Source organism: Paenibacillus sp. FSL W7-1332 (assembly GCF_037969785.1).
In the GTDB taxonomy this organism is placed as follows: Bacteria; Bacillota; Bacilli; order Paenibacillales; family Paenibacillaceae; genus Paenibacillus_AQ.
In genome coordinates, this window is the sequence record NZ_CP150209.1 from 3,367,922 (window position 1) to 3,391,096 (window position 23,175).

Genomic DNA, 23,175 nt, shown 5'->3' on the forward strand with positions numbered 1-23,175 from the left:
GAGCAGGGAAATGAGGTGAAACACATGACAGATGCGTCTTCCGAAACCGAGATCATTCGTCGTATCGTCGGAGGCGAAAAGCAATTATTTGCCGTTATCGTCGATCGTTACAAAATTAAAGTATACGGAATCATCCGCAGCATGGGGTTAAATCATCAGGATTCTCAGGACATTGCGCAGGAAGCATTTGTTAAAATCTACCGCAGCTTGGCGAATTATCGGGACGAAGGGCATTTTTCGGCCTGGGTATATAGAATCGTCGTTCATGCGGTGAAGGATCTTCAGCGCCGAAATCGAATCCGTTCTGCTTCAAATGAAGGGACCCATGAACCAAGCCACCAGCATACGCCTGAACAGTTTGTCCTTCAAAAAGAAATGCAGAGGGAATTATATCACCAGCTACAGGAATTGCCCTTTAAGTATCGATTGGTGCTCCTTCTCAAGTATACGAATGACCTGACATATGAAGAAATCTGCGAGATTACCGGATTAAATGCTGACCAAGTTCGAAATGCCATGCACAGAGGCAAAAAGAATCTCAAGAAACAAATCGAGAACAAGGGAGGGATATGGTTTGAAACCTATATTAAAGGCTAGTGACGAGGAGTATTGGGGCTCCAAAATATATGAGGAAGGACCGGACCCCGAATTTACTTCAAACGTGATGAAAGCATTAGAGAACATCGAAATGGACCCGAGGGGGCTTGGCGGAGGCTTGCAAAAGAAAGCCGCTTTCAAGCAGGTATTGCGGCGAATGGTGATGACCGGAGCTGCTGCCGTAATACTCATGGGCGGAGCGTATATGGTATGGCAGAATTCGCCTGACAGTACCTCTATGATCGGCGAGCATCGGTATCAAGGAAGTGACTCTTTATCCACCAACGGATATTGGTTATGGGATGAGGAATATGAAAGAGCTCGACGCTTTGATCTTCTTCAAATGCAGAACGTCAAAGTGGAAGATGGCGGATACTCGATGGAAATCATGGCCGTGTTGAAGGACCGTTCCCATATTGTTATCATCACGAAGCAATTCGGACCAGATGGCCGTTCACTAAAAGACAGTGTGCGCGATCCGTTCTTGATTACGGACACGCTGGGACGCCAAGTTGCAATTCCCGGTAGGCATCTTCGCAACACGGATCCGGGAATACAGGATTATGTTTATGTATTCAATGGCACGGTTCCGGATCACATTGTTATCCAGGGTAAAGCAGTAGAAGTAGTAGCTGATCCAGAACAACAACCACAAGAACGTGTCCTGGTTAATTGGCCGCTGGAGTTGACGATGGATATGACAAATGCCAAATCTTTATCGGTATCTAAACCTTTAGAGGATACATATTCAACGCAGGAAGGGCTCAATATGGACATGAAACAGCTTCTAGTTACACCAAACGGTATCCGCTTTGATATGTCGATATCCCTGGCTCCCCAGATGCTCGAACAGGTCCCATCGAACTGGCATAACGGCCTGGAGGTTTTGTATCATGTGAAGATTAAGGAAGGTAACCGGTATAAGACCATCGGATCCTATATTAAAAAAGTGGAATCGCAGCAAATGAATACTTCAAGCGGGACCCTGGAATGGTCCAATGAATTCGATTCGACCGTGATTCCTCCGGATTCCAGTCATGTGAGGGTGGTGGTCGACGGATTGACCATGCGTTTCCTAAACGAAGGCGCCATTCAGCTTAACCCCAGAGAGCTGGATAAGAATCCCGCTGTGATGATGGATGGAGGAGACACCCTTACGTTTACAAAATCTTCGCTGCTGAAAGATCCTTCTACAGGAGAACAAATTGTTGCCCTGTACGCCAAGGGAAGGTTTATGAATCAGCCATTACTTGATGAATGGGTAGCAGTTGATAATAATGGGCAGGAATACAAGGTCCATATCGGTGGAGCTTATACGCAGGGGGAGCCAGTAACATCGGAATATTTGGAATTTGCGATTCCAGGTTTAACGAACATCCCGCCATCAATTACATTAAAACGAACCGTTATTGGCAAGAAGCGAGATTTCCAGTGGGCATTCGACTTGCCTGCCGTTTCGAATCTGCCTTGGTAAAGTTGCTGGGACCTCCGACCATGAGTTAACGAACAAACCCTAAAAAGGAATTTCGCCCCCTAAGGAGAACCATATATTACTTGGAGGAGGATGCATCTATGCCTAAAACCATACTTGTAGTCGATGATGATCCGGATATCATTGACATGCTTAAACTTTATCTGGACGCAGAGGGATATAAGACGCTCGAAGCTTTCGACGGGAAAACTGCCCTAGAGCATCTGCGAAGCAGGCACGTGGATCTCGCACTCTTCGATATCATGATGCCGCTCATCGACGGATTCCAGCTGCTCCGTATGATGCGGCAGGATTATAAAATCCCGGTTATTCTCATCTCGGCCAAAAATCAGGAGCTTGATAAAATAACCGGACTCAAGCTGGGGGCAGACGATTATGTGTCCAAGCCGTTCAGCCCGCTCGAAGTGATGGCGAGAATTCAGGCACAGTTAAGACGCTCCTGTGAGTTTAATGAGCCGTTGGAAGCTCCAGCGGTATCCGAAACCTGCGTCGGGGACTTGCAGCTGGATCACCGGGAATGCATGTTATACATCAAGGGAACGCCGATTTCGCTGAGTGCGATCGAGTACAAATTATTGAAGCTGTTCATGGGGGAGCCGGGGCGCGTATTTACGAAGAAGCAAATTTTTGAGCATGCCTGGGATGAACTTTATTTGGCTGACGATAATGCCGTGATGGTCCAAATCAGCAGGCTTCGCGACAAAATCGAGGCTTGTCCCAGGAAGCCTGTCTATATCAAAACCATTCGCGGTCTCGGTTACCGGTTTGCGAAGAAAGATGAGTTACAGCCATGAATTCACCTAATCGTCTGCAGCGTTCGCTGATTCGCCAATATATTTTTTTCTTTGTTACCATTGCGCTTATTGCCGCGTTTTCGCTATTTGTATTAAATGCGCTGATCATGGATTATTTTATGGAGGCTTCCGGACCGGTCAAGGCGGAGGCTGGAGTCATAGGCAGTCCAACAGCCGTGCCAGGCATGGACAGCGATCAGCATGAGAAGGTGTTTTATGGAATGGCACTGAAAACGCTGCTGCTGTTTCTCGCTTTGTTTGCAATTACCGTATATGTCTTCGGAAGATGGACGGCATCCCGGCTGACGACCCCGCTCCGATCGATTGCGGATGGTATCCGCAGCATTGCACGTGGACATTACCATGAAAGATTACATTTTCGAGCGAGCTATGAACTTGCGCAGATTCAGGATGATTTCAATGATATGGCTGCACGGCTCGAACGGATGGAGAGGGAAAAGCGAGAGCTTGCAGAGAGCAAGCAGCGAATGCTGATTGACATTTCCCATGACCTGAAGACACCGATGACCACCATTCAGGGCTATATCGAAGCGATGGAATTGGGGCTCGTTAATTCGGAAGAGAGAAGGCAAAAAATCCTGCGTTTGATTTCCGACAAAGCCAGCCTGATGTCGGAGCTGATCGACGGTATCTTCGAGCTGTCCAAGCTGGATAGTCCCGACTATCCTTTTGCCGTTGAGGCATCCGACATTACAGAATTCACAAGGGAAATTGCAGCCGAGTATTACGAGGTGTTCGACGAACAGAAGTTTCATTTCCATTACGATATTCCTGACAGTGAAATCATCGTACCATTCAACACGACCTGGTTAAATCGGGCGGTTTCCAATATCCTATCAAACGCTATTCAATACAATCCGCCCGGTACAGCTGTTGAACTGAAATTGGCAGCAACGGGGAAAGGAGTCGAAATTCACATTACAGACGATGGCATCGGAATCCCGGATGTGTTGAAGGAAAAGGTCTTCGATGCCTTTGTCCGCGGAGACCAAGCCCGAAAAAGCGATGGGGGGACGGGTCTGGGTCTTGCCATTGCCAAACAAGTGGTTGAAAAACATGGGGGTAACATCAGGCTGATCACGAACGGGCACACGAAATTCATTCTTTTTCTTCCTAACGAATTGTAAGATTACTGAAAGATTCAGGAAAGCGGAGCGAAAGAGTTATCCGGTAACCTCAGAAGTAGAACCAACCACTTTAAGGGATACAGGAGGACTGGAGAGATTGGAAATACACAAAGAGAAAGAGAAAGAAAAAGGCGTTACTTTTTTTCGAAGAATCATGGCAAACCGGAAGCGTAGGGGGCCGTTATCCCCTGGATGGAAGGGGGCGTCGCTTGGGCTTGGCGCCACCGGCTTTATTCTAATTTTGATACAGGCCAACTATCTATTGACGGGGCATGGTGTCGGTAAATTCATCGTGGGCACATTCCTGTTTCTCTTTGCGGCTGCCCTTATAAGCGGCCTAGCATCAATGTTGCTGCACGGGGTCAAGAAACTACCAAGCCGTTATATTTGGATGTTGCTGTATTCCCTGATCATGTTTTTGTTCTGTTTTATTGTGCAGCCGGGCGTATCGGCAGTCTTCATCGTCTCTTTGGCCATTGTTTTATCTTTATTTGGTGCATTGGCTTATAAATTTGCAGCGGGAAGCTACAAGCAAGTGTCTAAAACCAGGAAAATCGGCTCGATGGCCTGTTTGTCCTTGATCACCATCGCGATCGGCGCGGGCAGTTTCTGGCTGATTCGTGCCGGAGATGATGCCGCTCCGGACATCACATTGAAACAGCTGAAAATCTCAACCCGATATGAAGACTCGATGATGAATAACCCGGCCGAACAAGGCACATATCCCGTCCAAAGCCTGTTATACGGAAGTCCTGACAACTATCGGACAGAATTTAACCAAAGCGGTTCCCTAACCACCCAAACGGTGGATGCGTCCAGGTATGTTGAGAGATGGTCGTCTTTGCGCACGAAGTCGCTTGGATTCGGACCCGAGGCCATGCCGTTAAACGGAAGAGTGTGGTATCCCGAAGGGGAGGGCACCTTTCCGCTTGTTTTGATTGTACATGGTAATCACTTAATGAATGATTATTCCGATCCGGGTTATGAATATCTCGGCAGGCTGCTCGCGAGCAAAGGGTATATATTTGTTTCCGTGGATGAAAATTTCCTCAATTTCTCCCCATATGAGGATCTATTCCTGATCAATCCGCTGCTAAAGGAAAACCCGGCAAGGGGTCTGCTGCTGCTGGAGCATTTGCAAACCTGGAAGGGCTGGAACAGCGATCCGGACAACCCGTTTTACCAAAAGGTCAATATGGAACGAATCGCCCTCATCGGTCATTCCCGAGGCGGCGAAGCGGTCGCGATCGCGGCAGCGTATAACAAGCTTAGCCGTCATCCGGACCATGGGGATATCAAGTTTGATTATAACTTCTCGATCCGCTCGCTCATTTCCATTGCGGGAACGGACGGGCAATATAAGCCGCAAGGCAAACCTTTGCCGCTGCAAGACGTAAATTATCTGGCTTTGCATGGAGCTCATGATATGGATGTCAACAGCCTGGACGGTGCGAAGCAATATCACCGGATTCGTTATACCAAGGGCACAAATTACATGAAATCGCTGATCTATATCTATGGAGCCAACCACGGTCAGTTTAACGGAGGCTGGGGCAGAGGGGATGGGGCAGGGTTGGGGAACCAACTGTTTAACCTACGTCAAATTATGCCACGGGATGAGCAGGAAACCATCGCAAAAGTGTTCATATCTTCGTTCCTGGATGCCACGCTGAAGGACCAAAGGCAATACAGGGAGGTGTTCAAGGATTTGGGTTATGCCAAGGAATGGATTCCCGACAATCTGTATGTGGGCAATTATTACGATTCGCAGATGACTTTGATCGCCAATTTTCATGAAGACATCGATTTGCAGAGCACCACACTTCCTGGCGGCAGCTTGCGGGGCGAGAACCTGCAGCAATGGAAGGAAGAAAAGGTTAAGACAAAATTAGGCGAAGCGGATTACAGCGCGGTTCGCTTAGGCTGGAATTCGGACGGTTCGTCCGAGCCTGCGTCCTATACGGTTACTTTGCCGGATAACGGGGTGGAAACAGGGAGGGATAGCTCGATCGTATTTTCGCTGGCAGATGCACGCAAAACAGAAGAAAGCGGCGACCCGAACGAGCTTATCAATTTTACGATTACGGTTGAAGATAGGAAGGGCCATCAGGCAAGTCTTCCCCTCAGCCACATATCCAAGTTGCCGCCTGTTATTGAAGGTAAACTGCTGAAATGGCCATTTTCGAATGCAGGCAATACTTCAGAACCCGTATTTCAAAGCTATGATTTCCAGTTAGACGATTATCACAAAATGAATCCGGACTTCAACCCGCTGCAGTTGAGCAAGATTCGCATCGAGTTCAATCTAACCAAGCGGGGAAGCATTCTGCTTAGTGATGTAGGCATTCGATCATAACATGTATGGTCTGATAGGATGACTTTGATGACTGCCAGTCGACAAGAACTCTATACGATGAAGAAGCCGCCATACTGGCGGCTTCCTTTGATTTAGGTTGGGTAGCGGGCTCAAACCGTTACAGCAAGCTGTGATACGTATCCGTTTTAGGAAAATGGATCGTGACCTTGGTATAAGCTCCCGCCTCCGATTGGATGGATAAATGATGGCCCAGCTTATGCACTAATTGCTTTGCGAGGTAAAGACCCATGCCGGTCGATTTGGCATGGCTTCTTCCGATGGAACCGGTAAATCCTTTTTCAAAGACTCGATGAAGATCTTCCGGCTGAATTCCGATGCCCGAATCTATAATATGCATCCTTTTTTCCTGTCGGTCCTCCTCGACCGTGAATGTGATGGTTCCGCCTTCATTCGTATATTTCAAAGCATTCGCAACGATTTGATCAAGGATAAATCCGAGCCATTTCCGGTCGGTATGAACCGATTGCCGAATGTCCTCCATATGAAAGCGAATCCGCTTGTTGATAAACGTTTTTGCGAATTTTTTCGCACAGGTTTTAATGATCGCGTCTAATGGTTCTTCCGTGATGAAGTAATCTTTGGAGAAGGAATCAATTCGAGAATAGTATAATGCCTGCTCCACATAATTTTCAATTTTGTCGAGCTCATCCTCAAGTTTATCGGCTAGGGAATCTGCTGTTTCCCCGGTGCTATTCTCCATTAGCAGACGACTTGCCGCTATCGGAAGTTTCACCTCATGAATCCAGGACAAGATAAATTCCTGATGATCGATCTTCTCTTCATTCAGTTTCCGAAGGTCGCGTTCATGTTGGCGATGCAATTTGGTGAAAAGCTCGAGATACAGCCGTTGTTGCAAGTTTTGTGGTTCAGGGGCAACGACAGTCCAATCTTCCCGGTCCAGATGGATCAGTTGCTGAAGCTTCAGGTAATAGGATCTTCGATAATAATAGCCAATTAGCAAGTAAGCTGCGACCAAGGCAAAGCAAACGATATGAATGTACAGCAAGTTGCCTGACACGAGGGCCGGGTTGAAGGATAAAGTCATGATTATTGAAATAAAGCCCATCATACCCGCGTACAACATCAAAAAATAACGTTTGTCCTTTATGTATTGAATGAAACTCATGGGACCATATAACCTTGCCCTTTCTTGGTAACAATCCAGTTTTCCTTTCCGATGCCGGCCAGTTTTTTACGCAAGCGGACGATGTTAACGGTTAACGTGTTTTCGTCCACGAAGCTTTCATCCTGCCAAAGATGACGCATGATTTTCTTACGGTCAACAACCTTTCCCTTTTGCTGCATGAGGATTTTCAGTATACTGACCTCCGTTTTGGTAAGCTCCGCTTTCCCTCCTTCATACGAGAGAATACCTTTCTCCGGATGGAACATGACCCCCTCATGTTCGAGCACATCCGATTGCATGTCCGAATAGGAATAGGTTCGGCGCAGCAGCGCATTAACTTTAGCGGTCAACACATCCATATGGAACGGCTTCTGAATATAATCGTCCCCGCCCATATTCACTGACATAACAACATCCATGGGCGAATCGCGGGAAGAAAGAAAGACCACCGGTACATTGGAAATTTCTCTTATCTTCTGACACCAGTAAAATCCATCATACGAAGGCAGGTTAATATCCATGATGACAAGATGGGGTTGGTTATGAATAAAGCACTGTACGACATGGTCAAAGTTTTCGACGATTACCGTTTCCAAGCTCCATTTGGTTAATGCTAATTGGATCATCCCCCGAATGGTCGGGTCATCCTCTACGATCATGATTTTCATAAACGATCCTCCCGGGCGTTACGAGCGGCAAATTAAACACATTGTATACGATCTTCCCGCGGCAGACAAGCAAGTATCCGGGGGTTCTTCCTTTGTCTAATGTGACAGGAATGTAAGGTAGAGGGGGAAGTTGTAAGCTAAAGTAAAGGTGAACTGTATTAAGATCAGGATAAGAAATACATGATGTCGAAATCGTGCTGATTGTTTCTATATTGATAACCAGGAAGGATAGATCAACATGAAAATGGTAGTGAACGCTTCTCAGATTAGAAAGGTTTATGGCGTAAAAGGAAATGTATATACCGCCTTGGATGATATCGATTTGACCGTGCAGGAGGGAGAGTTCGTGGGGATCATGGGGCCGTCCGGCGCAGGCAAGTCGACATTGCTCCATGTGCTTGCGACAATTGATCAGCCTACTTCGGGAGAGGTGATGATTGACGGGGTAGACGTACTGAAGATGGATGAGGAACAATTATCCGCTTTTCGCCGGGATAAACTGGGATTCATTTTTCAAGATTACAATTTGCTGGACACTTTAACGGTGAAGGAGAACATCTTGCTGCCCTTGGCGCTGGCCAAGATGAATGTCAAAGAACTGGAGCATAGAGTGGAGGAAATCGCGGACAAATTCGGCATCACCCCGATTCTGAACAAATACCCGTATCAGATTTCCGGAGGGCAAAAACAGCGGACTGCGGCTTCACGCGCCATGATTTCCGGCCCTAGTCTGCTGCTGGCCGATGAGCCGACCGGCGCTCTGGATTCGAAATCGGCGACCGCGCTGCTGGAGAGCCTGAAAGACCTGAATGAATATGATCAGGCAACGATTTTGATGGTCACTCATGACACGTTTGCGGCAAGCTACTGCACGCGGGTGCTGTTTATAAAGGATGGTCGCATTTTCACCGAACTGACTAGAGGAGATGCATCCCGCAAACACTTTTTCAAAAAAATATTGGATGTATTGACCGTTCTGGGAGGGGATGCAAGTGACCTTGTTTGACATCGTGAAAAAGAACATGAAAGGGAACTTCAAAAACTACACGATCTATTTCATTTCCATCCTGTTCAGCGTCATTATCTATTATACTTTTCTTTCTTTGCAATACAGCCAAGAAATTACGAATTCAATCGAATCATCGCAGAGCATGCGATCCGTTTTTATGATAGCATCCATCATTTTGATCGTATTTGTTACCGTCTTTATTATGTATTCCAACCGTTTTTTCTCCAGGCAGCGTAAAAAGGAAGTAGGCTTGTACGCGTTACTTGGTCTACCCAAAAAAAAGATCGGAAAAATGCTGTTTTATGAAAACCTGATCATTGGGGTAACTGTTTTAATCATAGGAATCTTGATTGGCACATTGTTGTCCAAGCTGTTCGCTATGATCTTAATCAAGCTGCTGGGGACGCCGGTACAGGTAGGCATGGCTTTCTCTCTTCGAGCTCTGATTCATACGCTCATCGTGTTCATGGTGATTATTTTGGCGACGTCGATCCAAGGCTATCGATTGATTTACAGCTTTAAACTCATCGAATTGTTTCGCGCGGAGCAGGAAGGGGAGCAAGAGCCGAAAGCGTCGTTTCTATCGGCAGTGGGTGCAGTTCTCTTTTTGACTGCGGGATATGGGTTCGCCTTCCGCGATTTTGCCGTCACCGAAGAAATTCTTGTCAATCTGAGCGTGATGACTGTTGGAATTATCGCTGGAACGCTTCTGCTCTTCTCCTCGCTGGTCATTGTCTTGCTGAGAACCGCCAAGAAGAGAAAACGAAGTTATTATAAAGGCATGAATTTGGTCATCACCTCTAATTTGGTGTACCGGATTAAAGGAAACGCTCGTTTGTTAAGCGTCATTTCCCTGTTATCCGCTGCGGCGTTGTGCGCCTTCAGCGTCGGTTTAGGCGCATACTATACGTTTGACAAAACATCGAAGCTTACCGCTCCATTTAGCTACATGTATATTGCCCAGGACAACGCCTTTAATAAAAAAGTAGACGAAATCATACGTGGAGATGAAGCGCATCCGATTATTGCGCAAATGACGATTCCGGTGCTGGAGACAAAAGGGGAGGCTTCCAATCCAGAGATCCTTCCGGAGAGAATGATCGAAGCAGACAAAACCCCGCTCAAAGTGGTCTCGATCGATCAATACAACCAGGTGGCAGCGGCGCTGCGCTTCCCTGTACTTGATCCGATCGAACAGGATGAAGCTATAGCGATCCGGCCCATGTACACGGACTATGAGTGGCCCGATTATGAAGGCGAAACGGTCGATATCGAATTGCCGGATCAACGGTTAACTCTTGCTTTTACGGGGATGACCGAAGAACGAATCATGAATTGGAGTTATCCGGATGTGATGATTGTTGTAAGTAACGGCACCTACGACAAAATGGAGGCGCAAGTTTCTCCGACCCGCTACGTCGGGTATGCCGTGCAGGAACAGAAGACGACGAAGCACACGGCTGATGCGCTGGCGTCGCTGAAGACACCGGAATCGAATTTATCTTCATATTATTCCGAATACCGTCTTGGAATCGAAGAAGCGGCCTTTAATGTGTTTATCTTAGGATTTCTTGGGCTCGTTTTTGTCATGGCAACAGGCAGCATGATCTATTTCAAGCAGCTGACTGAAGCAACAGCAGACAAACCACGGTACGATATTCTTAAAAAAATCGGTGTAAGCGGAAAAGAAGTAAGTGTGGCAATCATTAGGCAGAACGCATTTATTTTTGCTTTGCCGCTCATGATCGGCCTTGCACATTACATGGTCATCCTGCAATTGTTAAAAAGATTATTCAGCAATATGGCAGGCGCCAGTCTCATGCTGCCCATCCTGATCTGCGTTGCTGTGTTTTTCCTGATCTACACGGTTTATTATGTGCTCACGGTCAACTCCATCAGCAGGATCGTCAATGGAAGGTCTGCCCCCGTGGTTAGAATTGCGGCTATCGCAATCATGGTCTGTCTTCTGGTTCTGATTGGAATCTTCTTCAGCACGGAAACCCCTGCAACGCAGGATGAGAGGGGCCAGGCAGAGAAAATCCAATTACAGCTACCAGAACCTACTGGAGAATATTCTGTGGGGACGATGGAAATGCATTTCAAGGATGACAACCGGGTGGATCCATGGAAACAGGACAGAGACAGGGAACTCATGATCAGCATATGGTACCCCGCCACGGGAAAAAGCGAGCAGAAGGCAGTGTACATGCAGCCCGAAGCAGCAAAATATTATGATGAAAACACAATCTCGACGATCGGATTGGATCCCGGTCGGGTCGATCTCTCCGGTATCGGCACTCACGCTTGGTTAAATGCACCGCCGGCGAACAACGACGTTGGGTGGCCGCTGCTCATCTACTCACCTGGCGGGTCTGTTCCAAGAAACTTCGGGACGGCTGTAGTCGAAGACTTGGCCAGCAGAGGTTATGTGGTCGTTACAGTCGATCATACGTATGAAGCCTCTGCGGTCCAATTTCCCGATGGACGTGTGGCAACGGAGTCATTACCGCCTTTCAGTGCAGAGACGGTACTGAAGATGCTGGAGGTAAGAGTGGATGATATCCAATATGTGTTGGACCAATTCGAACTCATCAAGGAAAGCCGTCATCCAGGCGATCAACCATTGCCCGCTGGACTACAACAAACATGGGACCTGTCTAAGATCGGAATATTCGGACATTCCGCCGGCGGGGCTACTGCTGCTCAGGTGATGTACGAGGATGATCGCTTTGACGCTGGCATCGACATGGATGGAACGATGGGCCACATGCCCGATAATCCATTGCCGGTGGCGCAGCATGGTTTGGATCGTCCTTTCATGCTCATGAATTCAGGCTACAATAAGGATGGCGAGGTTGATTCCCATCTAACCGCGATGGACCGTCAATCGTTCTGGCAGCATTCGACCGGCTGGAAACTCGATCTAACTATTCCCGAGGGAGCACATTATACGTTTACAGATTATCAGACGCTGCTTCCACAGCTTCAAGATAAGCTGAGCCTATCGCCGCGAGTAGTCCAGCAATTTATCGGAACTGCCGACCCGAAACAGACAATCGCTGCCCATCGAGATTATGTCGCTGCCTTCTTCGATTTTCATTTAAAGGGTGCTCCACAGCCGCTGCTGACCTCTCCGTCCGCAGACTATCCAATGGTTGATTTGTTGAAGTAAAGACATGAAGATAAACCGCGACACAACAAAACAGGGATGATATCATCTCTGTTTTGTTCCCGTTCGAGATCACAATCATTACTTACAGTTATTGTTTTGTTTTTGCCACAATCTTGATCGCTTATCAATAGAAAAAACAGTATAATAAAAACAAACAAAGCTAAACAAAGACATTCGGATAAGGCGGTGGTAAGAATGAATCAGGAGTTTTTGCATCCGGCAGATCTGCTCCTTCAATTTATCAATCGTATTTATAACCATGGCATGACGACCACGTCCGGGGGTAATCTGTCTATCAGGGACGAGAACGGAGATATTTGGATAACACCCGCCGGGGTGGACAAAGGCTCCCTTACACGGGGAGATATGGTATGCGTGAAGGAGGATGGTACGGCCCTGGGAATTCACAAACCATCCAGTGAATTTCCCTTCCACAGGCTTATCTATCAAGCCCGTCCGGATTTGAAAGCAATCATTCATGCCCATCCGCCAGCGCTGGTTTCGTTCAGTATTGTCCGGCGCATTCCGGATACCAGGCTGCTTCCGAACGAACGGCAGATCTGCGGCGAGATCGGGATCGCACCTTATGCCCTGCCTGGAAGCGAGCAGCTCGGGGAGAACATTGCGGCTGTTTTCAAGCGCGGGATTGACACGGTCATGCTGGAGAACCATGGCGTTGTGGTCGGAGCCGGGGATCTTCCGCAAGCGTTTAACCGGTTTGAAACCCTAGACTTCTGTGCGAGATTGGAAATCGAGGCGCGGCGACTCGGAAATCCCGTCCTGTTGACCGATGAGGATTACGACATCGTCCGCAACAAAAGCACGCTGCAGCTGGATACGTATATTCGCGACACCTGCACGTCGGAGGAAAAAGAAATTCGCCGGGACATGTGCGCAATTATGCGGCGTGCGTATAAACAAGGTCTGTTTACAAGCACGCAGGGCACTTTTTCCCATCGTTTATTTGGTCATGATTTTATCATTACACCCTACGGCAAAGACCGCAACCATCTGGAGCCGGGTGACCTCGTTCGTATAGAGAACGGCAAAGCCGAGGCCGGCAAACAGCCGAGCAAATCCGTCTTTCTCCATGAAGCGATCTATAAAATGCAGCCGCATGTCGATTCGGTGATTATCGCGCACCCGCCTAACATCATGGCATTTGCCGTAACGGATACCGTATTCGATTCAAGAACGATTCCGGAGAGTTATATCTTGCTTCGCGGAATGCCCAAGCTTCCCTTTAATGCGGTTTACAATGAGCCCGAGCGTACCGCTTCGCTGTTTAGACCCGATACGCCGATCGCCTTCGTGAACAATAATTGCGTCATCGTTGCGGGCCAGAGCCTGCTCAATGCTTTTGATCGATTGGAAGTTGCAGAGTACAGCGCCAAGTCCATTCTGTCGGCCAGAACGCTTGGGAATGTCATACACATCGATGACGATCGGATTCGCGAGCTCGAATCAGCATTTAATCTGGAGTAGTATATGTATGGAAAATCTTCAGCTGTACCAAGGCTGCCGCAGGAATAGTGCGGCAGCCTTTCGTTTGTTCCGGCTTAGACATATCGACATCGGCCTTCACCGTTTTTTGGGGAATCCAGCCCCTTCTCGGAAACGATTCGATATGCGTGTTTTCAAGCTCCTGTTTACAACAATATTAATATTGTCTATTATATAGATAGATCGATCATGTTTATGTTTATTTATTAATTTAAATTAATGTGTTGAAACCTATAATAAATAGGCAGCTATGAGCACAGTTGGATTACGATTTAATTCTTTGGAAAAGAGGAGACGCAATGAATATACCTGCTTCTACAAATCATAAACCCGTGATTATTTCGGACAACTATGGGAAAGTGGATGGGCGATTCGCATATAAGACAGATGTAAGTGCACTATCTTTGGGATTGACCAAGCAGAACGGGGACGGTAGGGCGCATATTGCCGCCAAAGTATGGAGAGCCGCTGAGGAACAAGGGGCCGGTCCATCGGATGAGTTACCTCTTCATCGAATTCTGGATTTATCCATCCTCATTTGCAGTGCCCTGACACATTTTAGCGAAGCCTATAGATTTGAAGATTTATATGACCCGCAACATCCTGTGATCGACCGGATCGGATTGCAGGGGAACGCCATGACGGTAGCAGTATGCACGGATAATGAACAGATTCAGGAGGATATCAAGCTGTTCAACGAGGCATTGAGCGATAATGGTGAGATGATTGGTGAACGTCTGCGCACTTTGACGAGAATGTTAGAAGAATTGGGTTATGTACGGTGAGAAAGCTGCCGGATTGGGAGTGATGAACCCATTCCTGCGTTCAGAGTTAACGAGAGTTTGGAGGTGAGCGGTCATGAAAGACCAGCATGATAATGAATCTTACGTGCTGTCTCCTGGGAGAGTATTGACCGAGGAAGAAAAAAGTCTTGTCTGGAAAAAACCATTAACACATACAGCAAGCGAGGAAGAACGGCGAATCACGAATGAAATCAAGCGTAATTGGCACCGCGGCGAGATGAAAATCGCCACGATTTTATTGGAAGGGGATGCCGGCTCCGGAAAAACGCAGCTTGCCAAGGCGTTGTCCGCAAACTTCAGGTTACCCTATACCAAAGTAACTTGTTTTGCCGATATGGATAAATCGGATATCCTCGGAGCCATTTTGCCGGTTATTTCATCTGATCGAATGAAGCAGTTGGAATCAGCGGACCGAGCGGCCTTGAAAGCATTATACAAAAGCGACGGCTTTCGAAGCTCGACGGAGATTTTGATGGAGGCGCTGGAGATTACACAAGAGATGGCTTCCGCAAAATGAAGCAATTATTGAAGCTGGCCGCGAATATGGCTCAGGATGGAGCTGTAGAATATCGATTTTACGCTTCCGAGATCGTCCGAGCTTTTCAGAAGGGCTATCTGCTGGAAATCCAGGAACCGAACGTGATTCGGGATGCCGGCGTATTAATGGCATTGAATTCCGCATTGGAGCCGGGCGGCAGTCTTAATCTCCCAACGGAGATCGTGCAGCGGCATCCGGATTTCATAGCGGTGATCACGGCAAACCGCAGTTACGCCGGATCCAGGCCGCTTAACGAGGCATTGCGTGACCGAGTGCAGCATACGGAGAAGATGGACCTGCCGACCAAAGAGATTATGATAGAGCGAGCGATGGCCAAAACCGGCTATCAAAACGATGAAATGCTGGATGTGCTGGCAAGGGTCATTATCCTATTGGATAAAACAGCCCGAGCTAATGCCATTAAAGGCGTGGCTGGCATGCGCTCTTATTTCTATTGGGTGGATACCGTTTCGCAAGGTGCTTCTGCGAGGGAATCCCTTTATCATAAAGTGATTTACAAGATAACAACCGATTCGGAAGAGATCACACTGCTGGAAGAAGCGCTGAAAGGCGAAGGTTTGCTGGATATGTTGGAGGAAGTCCCGGTTGAAAAGAATAAAAAACGAAGCCCAGAGGCAGTGGAGATCGCGACATGGGAGAGCGATATAGAACTGGATTCCATGCCTGACGGGCAAGCTGAGGAAGAAGGGCTCCAGTTAAAGAAGTCCGCTGAAAGCGAAGACAGCACATCCATCCTCGCGGATGAGTCAGCGGATATGGAAAGCACGGATTCAGGAGAGGACGGATCACCGCAATATCATCAGGCCAATCCCGAACCCATGACAGAGGAGGAGAAACAGAAGGAGCGGGACTTCCGCAAAAAGCTGAATCAAGTCTCCAGGGCCATCGTGTCCGATTCGATTCATCAGGCTGTAAAGCTGATCGTTCACCGTCCTGATGTTGACCCGATCCAGCAGGAGGAATATCGGAGTCTGCGTAAGGACATTATGCCCATCGTGCGGGAAATCGCCAGACAGACGATGCCGCTGTTGGAGCACGAGATAACCACGGAATATGCCAAGAACCATTACTATGGTTCTAAGTTTCAGGCAGACAGCGTGGCTTACCGAGATTTCAGGTATTTTGCCAAGAAACGTCCTCCGACGGAATCCCCTGGTCTTGTCGTCGGTTTGAGGGTCGATGAATCAGCATCGATGGCTGCTTTCGGGAGACTCGAGGCGGCTAAGCGGGCGGTCATCGCGGTCTATGAATTCTGCCAAATTTGCCATATACCTGTTTTAATTTATGGGGATACTGCGGATGTTTCCCGTTTGGAGCAGATGTCCATCTTCGCTTATGCCGATTACGATCAACCGGATGTCCGCGACCGGTTCAGGCTGATGGGCATCCGGGCCAGAAGTAATAATCGGGATGGTATGGCTTTAAGAATTATGGCGGAACGGTTAGCAAATTCACCGAAACAAACGAAGCTGTTGATTAGCATCAGCGACGGGCAGCCTAAAGCCATGGATGACTATACCGGTAGTCTGGCGATTCAAGACATGCGGCAGACTCTATCCGAATACGAAAGAAAAGGAGTCAAATTTCTGGCGGCAGCCATCGGCCAAGACAAAGATGTCATTAGTCAGATCTATGGTGCCGAGAGGTTTTTGGATATGACCAACCTGAATGAGCTGCCAGCCAAGCTGGTGCGGATCATTTCTCGATACTTGTAACATCATCTTACCGAACAGCTTCAGCCTGCGTGTCATTGTGACATGCGGGCTTGTTTATTACTGATGTCTGTGAATACATGAACATATCTCCCCGTTCGTTCTTGGTAAACTGGACATGTGCCCTGTTCAAACATTATAGTTAAAAGAATGAAGAGCGCGTCGTTATGTCGGTTTTGTTCGGTGTCGTGAATCGATGCTCTGCTTTACAACTTGAATATGTATACATAAGTAAGGGAGGACATGTATGGAGCAACCCCGTATTTGGCCGGATCGGTTCAAGCGTTTTTTTCTGAACAATAAATTTGTGCTTCTTTTGCTTGTTCTGTTGCTGGTTGGACTCAATGTGTTGGTTCTAAGCAAAATTTCGTTTGTGCTGCATCCGCTCGCCGTGTTAATCAAGACGATCGTTTTGCCGATCATTTTATCAGGAATACTCTATTATTTACTGAATCCTCTGGTGGATGTGATGGAGAAATGGAAAATCAAGCGTGGATGGTCCATCCTGATCCTCTATCTGGTTATAGCCGGTATTCTAACGATTGTGGTGCTCGCGGTCATTCCGGTGCTGCGCAACCAGATTATGGGGCTGATTGATAACTTTCCGACATATAGCGAAAAGGTTAGACAGCAGTTTGAAGATCTAACGGGCAGCGAGTTGTATAACCAGATTCAAGAAACCATGAACATTAACTCCCAGGAATGGTGGACCACCGTCACGCAGAAGGCAACGGAACTTCTAAACCACACGTGGAGCAGAGTTGGCGGGTTTCTGGGTGCATTTACAGAGGTTGTGTTGTCGATCGTGACGGTACCTTTTGTACTGTTTTATATGCTGAAAGACGGCAAGAAGCTCCCTCTGAAAATATTGTCTTTCCTGCCGACGAAGAGTCGTTCCGGAATTTTGCATGTGCTTCAGGATATCAATCATCAGATCAGCTCGTTTATCCGCGGGCAGATTATTGTGAGCTTCTGTATTGGTATTCTGCTGTATATCGGTTACATGATCATCGGTTTGGATTACGCGTTGATTCTGGCGATTATTGCATCGTTCACCAGCGTGGTGCCTTATCTGGGACCCGCAATCGCGATTACGCCTGCGCTCATTGTAGCTCTGGTTACTTCTCCGGTGATGCTGCTGAAGATGGTGGCGGTATGGACGATCGTGCAATTAATAGAAGGGAAGTTCATCTCACCCCAAATCATGGGTAAAACGCTCAAGATTCACCCCATTACGATTATCTTTGTCATACTGACGGCCGGCAATCTGTTCGGTGTGGTAGGCATTTTGTTAGCCGTTCCCGGCTATGCGGTCCTTAAGGTTTGTGTATCGCATATCTTCGAATGGTTCAAGGACACGTCGGGATTATATGATCCTCGGAATAGCAACACGCCGAAATAGTCTTTTGGCTTGTGTCAATCCATATGATTAACTCTTGAAGTCGCCATGTTGGCGGCTTTTTTTTCAACCATATTCCTAATGAATCAGAAGGTAAGTGTAACCATGCTCCACCATGAAGCGTGGATTCATTGCAAAAGCAAATCCGAATTACTATAATGGATATCATAGGTCTATATAATTCGAATTTAAGGGGGGAACCGCTATACAGTTTTCCAAAAGCGTTGATTATGCTCTGCACGCATTAATCCACTTGGCTCATTCGGAGCGTGATCAGAACATCGGGATCAAGGAGTTATCTGCGACGCTGGGCGTCTCGGAAAGCTACTTATCCAAAATCATGTCTAAGCTGAGGCAGGATGGTATCGTGCGGGCTGTACCGGGAGTGAACGGAGGCTACGAGCTGGCCAAGCAGGCCGAGCAGATTACATTCCTTGAAGTGATACAGGTCATTGAAGGAAGACAGCAGTTGTTTGAATGCTCCAATCTCAATTCGCAGCAGCATCGCCTGCTAGCCGAAGAGAAGGCTGCCAAGATGCACGAGGATAATCCCCGTGAGTGCGTATGTCTGGTCAAACAGGTGATGGACGGCGCCGAACGGCAATTGTATCAATACTTGGAGGAGCAAACGATCCAGTCGGTATTGGATGCGGCATCGAAGCGTGGCAGCTGTGCGGAAAACAAGAAGTGATGAACTTCTTGTTTTTTTATATGAATAAGCCGAAAGTTTGGGAGGGATCGTAATCGATAAACTCTTTGAGAAATTAAGCGGGTTTGGAGAAAGAGAACATTGGCTTTTACTTCGTCAACTGCTAAATACTGCAATACACGATTCAACGAATGGTGAGCATGAAGATAGAGTGTTCGGTCAGAGATTGTATAATCTGATGGAAATGCACATAGATGCCGTTAACAACCAGCGACTGCAAGAAGAGGAACGTCAAACTCACGTCCATATTGTGTTCAGTCTCTCTGAAGCCGGTTCATTAAAAGTTGCCCTCAGTAAAGTTGGTAAACGGGAGGAATCTCGGGTAGGATTATCGCGCGTTTAAGAAGTCGCCATTGGCGGCTTTTTTGTTTTGATTTTGACCGTTCTTATCCCATCCAAGAAAAACAACTCGGATTTCATGCAATTTTATATTGACCGAATGTTCAGTCTTAAATTATATTAGAATCATAATCTGGATGTATCATCCATTGGAGAGAGGAGTTTTCAAATGGATTTAGCTTATCAAACTCAAGGCAGTGGGACACCTGTTGTGTTGGTACACAGTCCAGGTGTCGATTCAAGAGAATGGAACTATATTGCCCCGCATTTAGCCCGGAGCCATCAAGTCATCACGTATGATGGGCGGGGAACGGGAAAATCCCCAGCGCCGCAAAAACCAACGAGCTTGGTTGAAGACCTTCGGGCATTGCTCGATCATCTGCAAATTGACAGCGCTTCGCTTGTCGGTCATTCCATGGGAGGGCAGGCCGTTACGGATTTTGCCTTGACTTACCCTTCCAGGGTTGACCATTTAGTATTAATCGCACCATCGCTAACCGGTTTCGAGCACGCCCAGCCATTCATCGATTGGATGGCCCAAGTAAATGCATGCGCACCCGATGTCGACCGTCTGGTCGAACAATCGTTGAGCGGGCCTAATTATCGTGTGACGATGTCCAGCTCTGAACGGGACTTTTTGCGCGAGATGCACACGTTGTATATGACCAGAGTGTTTAGTGAGTGGAAGAGCTTCGAGGTGATATGGCCGATGCCGCCAGCGATCGAGCGGTTGGAGGAGCTTGCTGCAAGGGCGCTGTTTATTCAGGGAACGGTCGAATGGGAGGATATGCAACGAATTGCGGAACAGTTCAAGCGTGTGCAAGACATCCGTTTCGAGGTAATCGAGGGGGCTGACCATATGGCTACTCTGACACATGCAGACGAACTTGCCGGTTTGATTGCTGCTTTTTTAGCGAGAGGATAATGGAACACATCGCCGCATGAATTACAAGGGAATAAATAAATTTTTTGCTTGATATAGAGGCAAGGCATACACGCAAAAAGCCGCACAAATTGCGGCCTTTTTGATGATTTTATACAGTTAGAGTAGATGAAACGACATAAATTCATTGCGACTTGTTTTTCTCTAATAACGGTATGTGGGAGCGACACGGTTCCAAGCTCCCCGATCGCCTCGATTCCTCACTTTTTGTCTTTGTTCCCCGGTGCAGACGGTTGCTCTTTTTTAGGCGTTTCCTGGCTCGTCTCAAAGTTAATCGGAGGTAAGCCGTTTGCTTGCCACACCGTTCCTCTGCGCTCGTACTCGAATAACTTCTCTATAGCATTCGCAATCTGTGGTCCGACTTCACGCTCAACCAAATACAAGGCCACATCAAGTCCGGAAGTAACACCTCCGCCAGTTACCAAGCGTGGGCCATCTTCCACGATTCTTGCATCGACCGGAATTGCACCGAGAGCCCCTAACGCACCCATGCCTATCTGATTGGTGACAGCATATCTGTCTTTCAACAATCCATCCATAGCCAGCAGCAATGAACCTCCACACACGGTAGCCACCGTAACGTCCTTATTATTCATAGCTTGTTTCATCATCGTTGTTAACCCCGTATCCTTAGCCTGCCTCAATATGTTGGGAATAGCATCTGCGGTATTCCCCGCTGGCTTCCCCGAAGCACCAGGAACTACAATAATCCCGGGACGATTAGGGTCTAACATATCTTGCGCTTCGAGGGCAGGTCCATTCAGCCCGCTCGGTACCGAACGCTTGCCTTCTGCAGATACTAATTCTACAGTGATTTTTCCACCAGTGTACATTCCGGCAGCAGCAAATACTTCATATGGCGCTAAGGCGTCCAGCAGATCAAACCCATCGAATAATACGATTTGTACATGCACGCTTTTACCCTTGGATGGATCTGGGTTCTTGTTTCTTTCTGCGCTTGCTGCGGGGGCGAATAGACATAGAACGAGTGTTAACGACGTGAGTAAACTAAGTATTTTTTTCATCCTGATACCAATTCCTTTCGATTCGTTCTGATGATGATTTCAGGAATAACTAGCAGCAGCGCAATCGAGCCGTAAACGCCGATGGTGTAGCTAGTAGGGTAAACGTACCCGAATCCCTGATGAAAAAGAGAAGTAATGAGATGGATCAACATGTTTGTGAAGCAAAAGGCATAACTACGAATCATCCAGTTGCGATGTCGAATGATCCTTTTCCTCTTGATTTGCACGAGCGCCGTAATGGTGATAACCAGCCAGATCATATTCAGCAGATTGAATCCCATACTGCTTATTTTGCCGCCTGTCGCGTAGGGGGCCATATATCCGGAAGTTAACACAACCAGCAGTACGGATACGATATATACATAGCCGTTTATGCGATGCAGCCTGCGGCTTCTTTCAAATATTCGATTCGAAAAGTTAATCAGTCCCGATGCCATGGCCACACATGCGAATGCGACATGAACGTACATGACATTAAGCCAAACCGGGAGATTGAGCTCGCGCTTCAGCCCGGTCTTATGGCTTAAAAATCCCGAAGCACCTGGATCGATCCAATAGTTTTTCACCAAGGCGTGTAGTATAAATAGAATGCTGACACAGGCCAGCAATAGATATAACGATTTTCGTTTCTTCATCCGTTCGCAACTCCCGAAGCTCCATATTTGATACACACCATTTCTGAATACGGAAAAACACGATCGACATACATACCTGGAAGCCAGAGCGCGTGTATGCCGCGGATTTTCTTCTTACGATTAGGTAACCCGATTTCCTGTTAACTTGGATGCAGGCAGTAAGCCAGCTTTGGCTATACCGACCATGTGATCTCCATCGGCGACAACTTCAAACTTGAGATTCAAGCGCATGGGTTTCGTGATTCGTAGTGACCAGGCCAGCTTGTTATCCTGAATTACAGGGTTCATAAACTCAATGGTTTCATCGCCCTGCGTTGCCGTGCCCTGGATCAAATCGTCCCTTGTCAATATGGAGAGCTTGACCTCCATCTTCCCGACGGGCGTAGCGATAATGGTCTCCCAATCCCCGTCGAAGACCGATGCCTGTATGCTTTTGCTATGCTGGGAGCTGGGCGTGGGTATCATTGCTGTTTTGTTCACCGCGGCATTTGGTTCGTCGCTCGTCACTGATTTATTAACGTTAGGATTTATCCCTGTATCTTTCCAGACCGTGCCTCTTCGTTCATATTCGAATAATTGCTCAACCGCGTGGGCGATACGAGGCCCAAGTTCACGTTCCACCAGATATAGCGCTACATCGAGTCCTGAAGTTACGCCGCCACCGGTAACCAGATTACCGTCGTCCACGACGCGAGCCGAGACGGGAACTACCCCAGTTGCACTAAGTAAGGCCATGCCCAGATGGTTCGTTACCGCCGGCCGGCCTTCTAAGAGGCCTCCCATAGCAAGAATCAGGGAACCGCCACAGACCGTAGCGACTGTAATGTCTTTGTGCTGGAGAGCCTGCTTGATCAACCCGGTCAATTCGGTACTCATGGCTCGGCCCAGAATAGCCGGAACCGAATCGGGCCCATCTCCCTCGACGTCGCCGGACGCACCAGGTACGAGAATGATGCCCGCTCGTTCCGGGTCCAGTCTGCCACTCGCTTCAATCCTCAACCCGTTGATGCCGCTAGGCACGGATCTTGGTCCCTCGGCGGTGACCAATTCTACGTTTAACGCATTTTCAGCATTCATGGCTGCAGCACAGAAGACCTCGTAAGGCGCTATCGCATCCAGAAGGTCGAAGCCGTCAAACAACACAATTTGAACGTTAAGCATCCAT

Annotated in this window: 20 protein-coding genes; 15 read left to right on the forward strand and 5 right to left on the reverse strand. The window is 47.7% G+C overall.

What is annotated here, in order from left to right:
- Window positions 1-24 precede the first annotated feature (24 nt).
- From MKX98_RS14995 to bahA, 5 genes are all read left to right on the forward strand, one after another.
- A complete protein-coding gene (locus tag MKX98_RS14995) occupies window positions 25-597 on the forward strand; it encodes a sigma-70 family RNA polymerase sigma factor (protein WP_194542471.1) in 573 nt (190 codons plus the stop codon).
- Entirely contained in the window at window positions 575-2,071 is a 1,497-nt protein-coding gene (locus MKX98_RS15000) for a hypothetical protein (protein ID WP_339223840.1), read from the forward strand. Before MKX98_RS14995 ends, MKX98_RS15000 begins: the two co-directional genes overlap by 23 nt.
- Before the next feature lie 98 nt (window positions 2,072-2,169).
- On the forward strand, window positions 2,170-2,883 hold the full coding sequence (locus MKX98_RS15005; protein ID WP_194542473.1) for a response regulator transcription factor: 714 nt from the start codon (window positions 2,170-2,172) through the stop codon (window positions 2,881-2,883).
- Window positions 2,880-4,031 carry a HAMP domain-containing sensor histidine kinase gene (locus MKX98_RS15010; RefSeq protein ID WP_339223842.1) on the forward strand — a complete coding sequence of 384 codons (1,152 nt, stop codon included), beginning with the start codon at window positions 2,880-2,882 and terminating at the stop codon, window positions 4,029-4,031. Before MKX98_RS15005 ends, MKX98_RS15010 begins: the two co-directional genes overlap by 4 nt.
- A gap of 97 nt (window positions 4,032-4,128) precedes the next feature.
- Complete coding sequence (gene bahA / locus MKX98_RS15015) at window positions 4,129-6,387, forward strand: bacitracin amidohydrolase BahA (RefSeq protein WP_339223844.1); 2,259 nt, start codon at window positions 4,129-4,131, stop codon at window positions 6,385-6,387.
- A 118-nt stretch (window positions 6,388-6,505) separates the two neighbouring features.
- On the opposite strand, the gene MKX98_RS15020 is transcribed toward bahA, so the two are convergent.
- Both MKX98_RS15020 and MKX98_RS15025 read right to left on the reverse strand, forming a co-directional pair.
- Entirely contained in the window at window positions 6,506-7,534 is a 1,029-nt protein-coding gene (locus MKX98_RS15020) for a sensor histidine kinase (RefSeq protein WP_339223847.1), read from the reverse strand.
- Window positions 7,531-8,202, reverse strand: a complete 672-nt coding sequence (locus MKX98_RS15025; protein ID WP_194542477.1) for a response regulator transcription factor — start codon at window positions 8,200-8,202, stop codon at window positions 7,531-7,533. Before MKX98_RS15025 ends, MKX98_RS15020 begins: the two co-directional genes overlap by 4 nt.
- Before the next feature lie 238 nt (window positions 8,203-8,440).
- On the opposite strand from MKX98_RS15025, the gene MKX98_RS15030 reads away from it, so the two are divergent.
- The 10 genes from MKX98_RS15030 (at window position 8,441) to MKX98_RS15075 (ending at window position 20,332) form a co-directional block, all read left to right on the forward strand.
- Window positions 8,441-9,208, forward strand: coding sequence for an ABC transporter ATP-binding protein (locus MKX98_RS15030; RefSeq protein ID WP_194542478.1), 768 nt, complete (start codon window positions 8,441-8,443; stop codon window positions 9,206-9,208).
- Window positions 9,189-12,383: an FtsX-like permease family protein gene (locus MKX98_RS15035; RefSeq protein WP_339223848.1), complete on the forward strand. Its 3,195-nt coding sequence runs from the start codon at window positions 9,189-9,191 to the stop codon at window positions 12,381-12,383. Before MKX98_RS15030 ends, MKX98_RS15035 begins: the two co-directional genes overlap by 20 nt.
- Before the next feature lie 195 nt (window positions 12,384-12,578).
- Window positions 12,579-13,868, forward strand: a complete 1,290-nt coding sequence (locus MKX98_RS15040) for a class II aldolase/adducin family protein (RefSeq protein ID WP_339223849.1) — start codon at window positions 12,579-12,581, stop codon at window positions 13,866-13,868.
- A gap of 317 nt (window positions 13,869-14,185) precedes the next feature.
- Window positions 14,186-14,671, forward strand: coding sequence for a DUF6530 family protein (locus tag MKX98_RS15045; RefSeq protein ID WP_194542480.1), 486 nt, complete (start codon window positions 14,186-14,188; stop codon window positions 14,669-14,671).
- Between the two features lie 73 nt (window positions 14,672-14,744).
- The gene (locus MKX98_RS15050) at window positions 14,745-15,206 is read left to right on the forward strand and encodes an AAA family ATPase (protein WP_339223851.1); all 462 of its coding nucleotides are present in this window, start codon (window positions 14,745-14,747) and stop codon (window positions 15,204-15,206) included.
- Window positions 15,203-16,963 (forward strand): ATPase, encoded by a 1,761-nt coding sequence (locus MKX98_RS15055; RefSeq protein WP_339223853.1) that lies wholly within the window; start codon window positions 15,203-15,205, stop codon window positions 16,961-16,963. Before MKX98_RS15050 ends, MKX98_RS15055 begins: the two co-directional genes overlap by 4 nt.
- A 244-nt stretch (window positions 16,964-17,207) precedes the next feature.
- Window positions 17,208-18,362 (forward strand): AI-2E family transporter, encoded by a 1,155-nt coding sequence (locus MKX98_RS15060; RefSeq protein WP_071221663.1) that lies wholly within the window; start codon window positions 17,208-17,210, stop codon window positions 18,360-18,362.
- Between the two features lie 202 nt (window positions 18,363-18,564).
- Window positions 18,565-19,050, forward strand: a complete 486-nt coding sequence (locus MKX98_RS15065; protein ID WP_113060199.1) for an Rrf2 family transcriptional regulator — start codon at window positions 18,565-18,567, stop codon at window positions 19,048-19,050.
- 37 nt (window positions 19,051-19,087) lie between these two features.
- Window positions 19,088-19,411: a hypothetical protein gene (locus MKX98_RS15070; RefSeq protein ID WP_339223856.1), complete on the forward strand. Its 324-nt coding sequence runs from the start codon at window positions 19,088-19,090 to the stop codon at window positions 19,409-19,411.
- 165 nt (window positions 19,412-19,576) lie between these two features.
- A complete protein-coding gene (locus MKX98_RS15075) occupies window positions 19,577-20,332 on the forward strand; it encodes an alpha/beta hydrolase (RefSeq protein WP_339223858.1) in 756 nt (251 codons plus the stop codon).
- Window positions 20,333-20,550: 218 nt separating this feature from the next.
- On the opposite strand, the gene MKX98_RS15080 is transcribed toward MKX98_RS15075, so the two are convergent.
- The 3 genes from MKX98_RS15080 to MKX98_RS15090 all read right to left on the reverse strand — a co-directional run bounded on the left by MKX98_RS15080 (window position 20,551) and on the right by MKX98_RS15090 (window position 23,171).
- On the reverse strand, window positions 20,551-21,264 hold the full coding sequence (locus MKX98_RS15080; protein WP_339223860.1) for a DJ-1/PfpI family protein: 714 nt from the start codon (window positions 21,262-21,264) through the stop codon (window positions 20,551-20,553).
- Between the two features lie 107 nt (window positions 21,265-21,371).
- A complete protein-coding gene (locus MKX98_RS15085; RefSeq protein WP_194542484.1) occupies window positions 21,372-22,010 on the reverse strand; it encodes a DUF2306 domain-containing protein in 639 nt (212 codons plus the stop codon).
- Between the two features lie 120 nt (window positions 22,011-22,130).
- Window positions 22,131-23,171, reverse strand: a complete 1,041-nt coding sequence (locus MKX98_RS15090; RefSeq protein ID WP_339223863.1) for a DJ-1/PfpI family protein — start codon at window positions 23,169-23,171, stop codon at window positions 22,131-22,133.
- Window positions 23,172-23,175: the final 4 nt, after the last annotated feature.